Source organism: Streptomyces sp. SID5910 (assembly GCF_009862125.1).
In the GTDB taxonomy this organism is placed as follows: Bacteria; Actinomycetota; Actinomycetes; order Streptomycetales; family Streptomycetaceae; genus Streptomyces.
This window is the reverse complement of the sequence record NZ_WWHX01000009.1, coordinates 1-7,460: the sequence shown is the minus strand read 5'-3', so window position 1 is coordinate 7,460 and position 7,460 is coordinate 1. Positions and strand designations below refer to the sequence as shown.

6 protein-coding genes and 2 pseudogenes are annotated in these 7,460 nt (G+C 70.1%); 3 read left to right on the top strand and 5 right to left on the bottom strand.

Annotated features, from left to right (window positions below):
- The 4 genes and pseudogenes from GTW67_RS00550 to ctaC all read right to left on the bottom strand — a co-directional run.
- Positions 1-594, bottom strand: a pseudogene (locus tag GTW67_RS00550) (Ig-like domain-containing protein); the annotation flags it as partial.
- Between the two features lie 128 nt (positions 595-722).
- Positions 723-1,121: an aa3-type cytochrome oxidase subunit IV gene (ctaF, locus tag GTW67_RS00545; protein ID WP_161162804.1), complete on the bottom strand. Its 399-nt coding sequence runs from the start codon at positions 1,119-1,121 to the stop codon at positions 723-725.
- Complete coding sequence (gene ctaD, locus GTW67_RS00540; RefSeq protein ID WP_161162803.1) at positions 1,118-2,851, bottom strand: aa3-type cytochrome oxidase subunit I; 1,734 nt, start codon at positions 2,849-2,851, stop codon at positions 1,118-1,120. The genes ctaF and ctaD overlap by 4 nt, the downstream gene beginning before the upstream one ends.
- Positions 2,848-3,807 (bottom strand): aa3-type cytochrome oxidase subunit II, encoded by a 960-nt coding sequence (gene ctaC / locus GTW67_RS00535; RefSeq protein ID WP_161162802.1) that lies wholly within the window; start codon positions 3,805-3,807, stop codon positions 2,848-2,850. Before ctaC ends, ctaD begins: the two co-directional genes overlap by 4 nt.
- A gap of 304 nt (positions 3,808-4,111) precedes the next feature.
- On the opposite strand from ctaC, the gene GTW67_RS00530 reads away from it, so the two are divergent.
- The gene (locus GTW67_RS00530) at positions 4,112-5,494 is read left to right on the top strand and encodes an aminotransferase class V-fold PLP-dependent enzyme (RefSeq protein WP_161162801.1); all 1,383 of its coding nucleotides are present in this window, start codon (positions 4,112-4,114) and stop codon (positions 5,492-5,494) included.
- A 60-nt stretch (positions 5,495-5,554) separates the two neighbouring features.
- Here the strand turns inward: GTW67_RS00530 and GTW67_RS00525 are convergent, their stop codons facing one another.
- A complete protein-coding gene (locus GTW67_RS00525; protein ID WP_161162800.1) occupies positions 5,555-6,529 on the bottom strand; it encodes a PfkB family carbohydrate kinase in 975 nt (324 codons plus the stop codon).
- A 133-nt stretch (positions 6,530-6,662) separates the two neighbouring features.
- Here GTW67_RS00525 and GTW67_RS00520 point away from each other — a divergent pair, with 133 nt between their 5' ends.
- Positions 6,663-6,875, top strand: a complete 213-nt coding sequence (locus GTW67_RS00520) for a hypothetical protein (protein WP_161162799.1) — start codon at positions 6,663-6,665, stop codon at positions 6,873-6,875.
- 117 nt (positions 6,876-6,992) lie between these two features.
- Positions 6,993-7,460, top strand: a pseudogene (locus tag GTW67_RS00515) (hypothetical protein); the annotation flags it as partial.

Sequence of the window (7,460 nt, the reverse complement as noted above, 5' to 3'; positions counted from 1 at the left end):
CTAGTACCAGGCGCCCTGTACGGCGGGCGTGGACTGCACCTTCAGGGCGCGCTCCACTATGGCCCGCTGGGCCTTGTCCGCGACCGGCTGGCTGAGTTCCGCCGTGATGGGCTGGCCGACGCCGTACGCGCCCGCCTTGGGCCCGAAGGCGACGTCCAGGGTCTTCTTGGTGGTGGGCTTGCCGGTCTCGAAGGTGAGGACCTTGCGGCCGGGTGCGCCGTCGCCGTCCTCGGTGCTGACGCGCACCGTGTAACTGGCACCCGCGGCCAGCGGGGAGGTGCTGTGCCAGCGGGAGCCGTCGGCGGAGAGTTCGCCCGCCACGTAGCGGCCCGCGGCGTCCACGGCCGTGACGTCCGTGATGCGCCCGCCGGCGCCCTCGGCGACGACCTCCAGGGGCTTGTCCGGGTCGGCCTTCTTCCCGGCGTCCTTGGGGCCGTTGAAGGAGATCTGGCCGGCCGCGTCGTAGGGCGTGGCCGACAGCGGGTTGTCGTCGTCGCCCATGCAGGCGGTGACGCTCGCGCCGAGAGCGATCACCAGCAGGGTGCAGCCGACGACCGTACGCCCCCGCGCCTGGAAGTGAACCGGGTTGCTCATGACTTCACGCTAGGGAGCGACGTCAAGGGCGGCACGGTGGGTAATCCGGACGGGTGATGGGCGCCCGGGCACGCGAAGGGGCCCGGACGCTCCTGGCGGAGTGTCCGGGCCCCTGTTCTCAGCGCGTGTTACTGGGTGCGGTTCTCACCGCGGTAGTACTCGAAGACCCAGCCCCACAGGCCGACCAGGATGACCGGCAGCGAGAAGTACATGATCCACCAGCCGACGGCCACGCCCAGGAAGGCGAGGGCTCCGCCGATGCCGAGGGCCAGCGGCTGCCAGCTGTGCGGGCTGAAGAACCCGACCTCGCCGGCGTCGTCGGCGACGTCCGCCTCCTTGTTGTCCTGCGCCCCGGCGTCCACCCGCTTGGCCGTGAAGGCCAGGTAGAAGCCGATCATGAGGCACAGGGCGAAGGCCAGGAAGAGGGCCGTGGCGCCGGCCGGCTCCTTCGACCACACGCCGTACGTGACCGCCACGGCGAGGATGAAGAGGCTCAGCCAGAGGAAAATCTTGCCCTGGATCTTCACTTGCCGGCCTCCTTGCCGCCAGCGAGGGTCTTTTCACCGTGACCGACGTTCTCGAGCTGGTCGAGCGCGGAGATCTCCGGGTGGTGCAGGTCGAACGCCGGGGATTCGCTGCGGATGCGCGGCAGGGTGAGGAAGTTGTGCCGCGGCGGCGGGCAGGACGTCGCCCACTCGAGCGAACGGCCGTAGCCCCACGGGTCGTCGACGCCGACCGGCTTGCCGTACTTGGCCGTCTTCCAGATGTTGTAGAAGAACGGCAGGATCGACATGCCGAGCAGGAACGAGGCGATCGTCGAGACCGTGTTCAGGGCGGTGAAGCCGTCGGCCGCCAGGTAGTCGGCGTAGCGGCGCGGCATGCCCTCGGCGCCCAGCCAGTGCTGGACCAGGAAGGTGCCGTGGAAGCCGACGAACAGCGTCCAGAAGGTGATCTTGCCGAGGCGCTCGTCCAGCAGCTTGCCGGTGAACTTGGGCCACCAGAAGTGGAAGCCGGCGAACATCGCGAACACCACGGTGCCGAAGACGACGTAGTGGAAGTGCGCCACCACGAAGTACGAGTCGGAGACGTGGAAGTCCATCGGCGGCGAGGCCAGGATGACACCGGTCAGACCACCGAAGGTGAAGGTGATCAGGAAGCCGATCGTCCACAGCATCGGTGTCTCGAAGGACAGACTGCCCTTCCACATGGTGCCGATCCAGTTGAAGATCTTCACACCGGTCGGGACCGCGATCAGGAACGTCATGAACGAGAAGAACGGCAGCAGCACTCCGCCGGTCACGTACATGTGGTGCGCCCACACCGTCACCGACAGACCCGCGATCGCGATGGTGGCCGCGATCAGGTTCATGTAACCGAACATCGGGCGGCGGCTGAAGACCGGGATGATCTCACTGACGATGCCGAAGAACGGCAACGCGATGATGTACACCTCTGGATGCCCGAAGAACCAGAACAAGTGTTGCCACAGCAACGCTCCGCCGTTGGCCGAGTCGAAGACGTGCGCACCGAACTTGCGGTCCGCCTCCAGCGCGAACAGGGCCGCGGCCAGCACCGGGAAGGCCAGCAGGACCAGCACACCGGTCAGCAGGACGTTCCAGGTGAAGATCGGCATGCGGAACATGGTCATGCCGGGGGCACGCATGCAGATGATCGTGGTGATGAAGTTGACCGAGCCGAGGATGGTGCCGAAGCCGGAGAAGGCCAGACCCATGATCCACAGGTCACCGCCGATGCCCGGCGAGTGCACCGCGTCGGACAGCGGCGAGTAGGCGAACCAGCCGAAGTCGGCCGCACCCTGCGGGGTGAGGAAGCCGCCCACGGCGATGAGCGAGCCGAACAGGTAGAGCCAGTAGGCGAACATGTTCAGCCGCGGGAAGGCCACGTCCGGCGCGCCGATCTGGAGCGGCATGATCCAGTTCGCGAAGCCGGAGAACAGCGGCGTCGCGAACATCAGCAGCATGATCGTGCCGTGCATCGTGAACGCCTGGTTGAACTGCTCGTTCGACATGATCTGCAAGCCCGGGCGGGCCAGCTCGGCGCGCATGATGAGCGCCATCACACCGCCGATGCAGAAGAACGCGAACGACGTGACCAGGTACAGCGTGCCGATCGTCTTGTGGTCGGTGGTGGTCAGCCACTTGACGACGACTTCGCCACGCCTCTGGCGCCGGACCGGCAGCTCGTCCGCGTAATGGGACCCTGCCGCGGCACCCTGGGGTTCATTGAGGATGCTCACAGGTTGTTCGTCTCCCGGTTCTTCTCGTGGCTCGTCTGCGCGATGCCGGCGGGAACGTAACCGGTCTGCCCCTTCTTCGCGAGGTCCTGAAGGTGCTGCTCGTAGCGCTCCGGGGAGACGACCTTCACGTTGAACAGCATCCGGGAGTGGTCCACGCCGCACAGCTCGGCGCACTTGCCCAGGAAGGTGCCCTCCTTGTTGGGGGTCACCTCGAAGGCGTTGGTGTGGCCCGGGATGACGTCCTGCTTCATCAGGAACGGCACCACCCAGAAGGAGTGGATGACGTCGCGCGAGGTCAGCACGAAGCGGACCGTCTTGCCCTTGGGAAGCCAGAGGGTCGGGCCCGGGTTGTTGGTCTGCGGGTTCCGCGTGCCGGGGGTGCCGCAGTCGTACACACCGCCGGCGTTCGCCGGGAAGTCCGCCTTGAACCGGTTCGGAATCGCTTCCAGTTCCTCGGCGGTCTTGGCGTCACCGGTGGAACCGGCGACGTCCTCGATGTGGTTGAAGCACCAGCTCCACTGGAAGCCGACCACGTTCACCGTGACGTCGGGCTTCTTCTTGAGGCTCAGGAGCTCGGACTCGTCACGGGCGGTGAAGTAGAACAGCACCGAGACGATGATGAGCGGAACCATGGTGTACAGCGCCTCGATGGGCATGTTGTACCTGGTCTGCGGAGGAACTTCGACCTTGGTGCGGCTGCGCCGGTAGAAGAATGCACACCACAGGATCAGGCCCCACACCAGCACGCCGACGGCGAGCGCGGCAGCCCAGGAACCCTGCCACAGGGAGAGGATCCGCGGAGCCTCTTCCGTGGTCGGGGTGGGCATGCCAAGGCGGGGGAAGTCCTTGTATGTGCAACCGGTGGCGGTCGCCAGGACCAGGCCCGCGGTCAGTGCCTGCAGCAGCTTCCGCCGCATCGGGCGCCGCGGCGAGCGGTCGGAGCCGTTGGGACTCACGTAGCGCCTTCCCGAGAGTCTCGCCCGCGCGTGTTGGCTGCGGCCTGCCTTCTCGCTGGTCGGTCGCCGCCCTGCGTCGGGCAGGGGTTTGATGTTTATGCGGACCAAACCCTAGCCGACGCCCTCCGGGGGGTCGCGGGGAGGGTGGCATACGCGCCGGGGGTCACTCTTAAAGGGTGGGATGGGGGCCTACGGGGGCGGTTCTGCGGGTTGTTCGGCGGCTGACGGTGCGTTCGTGGTTGCTCGCGCAGTTCCCCGCGCCCCTGACGGGGCGCTGCACTGCACGGCGTTCTAGCGTTGTCCTGTGGCCTACTTCGATGGTGCTTCCGCTGGTCCTCTTCATCCTGTTGCTCGGCAGGCCTTGTTGGCCTCGCTCGATGAGGGGTGGGCCGATCCTGCTCGGCTCTATCGGGAGGGGCGGCGGGCGCGGTTGCTGCTCGATGCCGCCCGGGAGGCCGCCGCGGAGGCGGTGGGGTGCCGGGCGGACGAGTTGGTGTTCACCCCTTCGGGGACGCGGGCGGTCCATTCGGGGGTGGCCGGAGCACTGGCGGGGCGCAGGCGCGTCGGACGCCACCTGATCGTGTCAGCGGTCGAACACTCCTCCGTACTGCACGCGGCCGAGGTCCACGAGCGGGACGGCGGCACCGTCACCCAGGTCCCCGTGGACCGGACGGGCGCCGTGGACCCGGCGGCGTACGCGGCGGCCCTGGGCGACGGGACCGCGCTGGCCTGTCTCCAGTCGGCCAACCACGAGGTGGGCACCGAACAGCCGGTGGCGGAGGTGGCGGAGGCCTGCCGGGCGGCGGGCGTGCCGCTGCTGGTGGACGCGGCCCAGTCGCTGGGCTGGGGCGAGGTGGCGGGCGACTGGTCGCTGCTGGCGGCGAGCGCGCACAAGTGGGGCGGGCCGTCGGGGGTCGGGCTGCTGGCCGTGCGCAAGGGGGTGCGGTTCGCGCCGCAAGGGCCCGGGGACGAGCGGGAGTCGGGCCGGGCGCCCGGTTTCGAGAACCTGCCGGCGATCGTGGCCGCGGCGGCGTCCCTGCGGGCGGTGCGGGCCGAGGCGGCCGAGGAGGCGGCCCGGCTGCGGGAGCTGACGGAGCGGATCCGGGCGCGGGTGCCGGCGCTGGTGCCGGATGTGGAGGTGGTCGGCGATCCGGTGCGGCGGCTGCCCGGGATCGTCACCTTCTCGTGTCTCTATGTCGACGGGGAGACCTTGCTGCACGAGCTGGACCGCGCGGGCTTCTCGGTCTCGTCGGGCTCGTCCTGCACGAGCAGCACCCTGGCGCCGAGCCACGTCCTGAAGGCGATGGGCGTGCTCAGCGAGGGCAACGTCCGGGTGTCGCTGCCGCCCGGCACATCCGCCGAGGACGTCGAACGGTTCCTGGAGGTGCTGCCGGGCACGGTGGCCGCGGTCCGGGAGCGGCTGGGGGCGCCGACGGGCCCCCGGGCCGTCCGGGAGACGGCGGCCGACCTCGTCGTGGACACGATCGGCCGCCGCTGCCCCATCCCGGTGATCGAACTGGCCAAGGTCATCGGCGACGTCCCCGTCGGCGGCACGATCCGCGTCCTCTCCGACGACGAGGCGGCCCGCCTGGACATCCCGGCCTGGTGCGAGATGCGGGGCCAGGAGTACGCGGGCGAGGAACCGGCGGACAGAGGAACGGCGTATCTGGTCCGCCGGCTCAGCTGACGCCGAGAAGGGGCGCGAGGAACTGCGCGACAAGCCCCCGCGCGCCCGCACCCGAACAACTCACCTCAGATACCCCTGAACCTCGTCCGCCGCCTCGTCCCCGTACGCCTTGGTGAACCGCTCCATGAAGTGCCCCCGCCGCAGCTGGTACTCCTGCGTGCCGACCGTCTCGATGACCAGCGTGGCGAGCATGCACCCGACCTGCGCCGCCCGCTCCAGCGACACTCCCCAGGCCAGTCCCGACAGGAACCCCGCGCGGAAGGCGTCGCCGACGCCCGTGGGGTCGGCCTTGCGCTCCTCGTCCGGGACGCCGACCTCGATGCTCGGCTCGCCGGCCCGCTCGATCCGTACGCCGCGCGCGCCGAGCGTGGTGACGCGGTGGCCGACGCGGCCGAGGATCTCCTCGTCGCTCCAGCCGGTCTTCGTCTCGATGAGCCCCTTCTCGTACTCGTTGGAGAAGAGGTAGGTCGCCCCGTCCAGCAGTATCCGGATCTCGTCGCCGTTCATCCGGGCGATCTGCTGGGAGAAGTCGGCCGCGAAGGGGATGGAGCGGGCGCGGCACTCCTCGGTGTGCCGGAGCATCGCCTCGGGGTCGTCGGCGCCGATGGAGACCAGGTCGAGGCCGCCCACGCGGTCGGCGACGGTCTTCAGCTCGATGAGGCGGGCCTCGCTCATCGCGCCGGTGTAGAAGGAGCCGATCTGGTTGTGGTCGGCGTCGGTCGTGCAGACGAAGCGGGCGGTGTGCAGCGTCTCGGAGATGCGCACCGAGTCGGTGTCGACGCCGTGCCGCTCCAGCCAGGCGCGGTACTCGGCGAAGTCCGAGCCGGCGGCGCCGACCAGGACCGGCCGGGTGCCGAGCTGGCCCATGCCGAAGGCGATGTTCGCGGCGACGCCGCCGCGGCGCACGTCGAGCTGGTCGACCAGGAAGGAGAGCGAGACCGTGTGCAGCTGGTCCGCGACGAGCTGGTCGGAGAAGCGGCCGGGGAAGGTCATGAGGTGGTCGGTGGCGATGGAGCCGGTGACTGCGATGCGCACGGCGTGGACTCTCTCCTGCGGGGAGGCGGGGTTGACAGTTCACGCTACCCGGCGGTGCGCCGACTCCGAAGCAGGCGAAACTACCCGATAGTAGAACTTCCTACGCGGCCCGGAACGGGCCTACGGTTCCCTTATGACGAACCCGAGGACCGTCGCACCCGCCCCGGCCGACCTGGACGGCGATCTGGCGTCGCTGCGCGGCGACTGCGCCCGGATGGCTCCGCGCTGGTCGCCGCCGCCCGTACTGGCGGTGGCCCACCCCGTCCCGCTGTCGCTGATCCACGGCGTACGGGTGCCGAGGACGTCGGCCCGGTTGCTGGAGTCGATGTCGGACTACGGCGACTAGGAGCCGCCCGTCCGTCCCTCGTGCGGCCGTCCGGGTGACCGGTGCCGCCGGGGGGAACCGGATCCTCGCCCACCGCGTCCCATCGCTGTCCCCAGTAACAGGCGAAGGAGCGATGCGGTGAACAGCGAGCGACCCGACCACGACGACGCCCCCGCCGCCGACGAGGCCGGCGCCGGGCGTCCCGAGCGGCGGCGTCCCCCGGCGGTCGCCGTCGCGTCCGTCGCCGCCGCCGTGCTGCTCGTGGGGGCCGGCGGGGCGTATCTGGCCACGTCCGCCTCCGGCAGCGGCTCGGACGGCGGTACGACGTCGGGGGCACCCGGCGACGACACTCCCCCGCCGCTCGCCCTCGACGGCTACCGGGCACCGTCCCCGGGCGGCCCGGACGGCGGCGGCACCAACGGCATCGCGCCCGGCGAGCCCAACCCGTACGGCGTCACCTACCGCGCCGACGGCCCGCTCCCCGAGGGGCCCGGCTCGGCGCCCGTGTACGGGGCGAAGGGCGAGGTCGGCGAGGCGGAGGTGGCCCGCCTGGCCGAGGCCCTCGGCATCGACGGGGCGCCGCGGCTCCAGGGGGAGGCGTGGAAG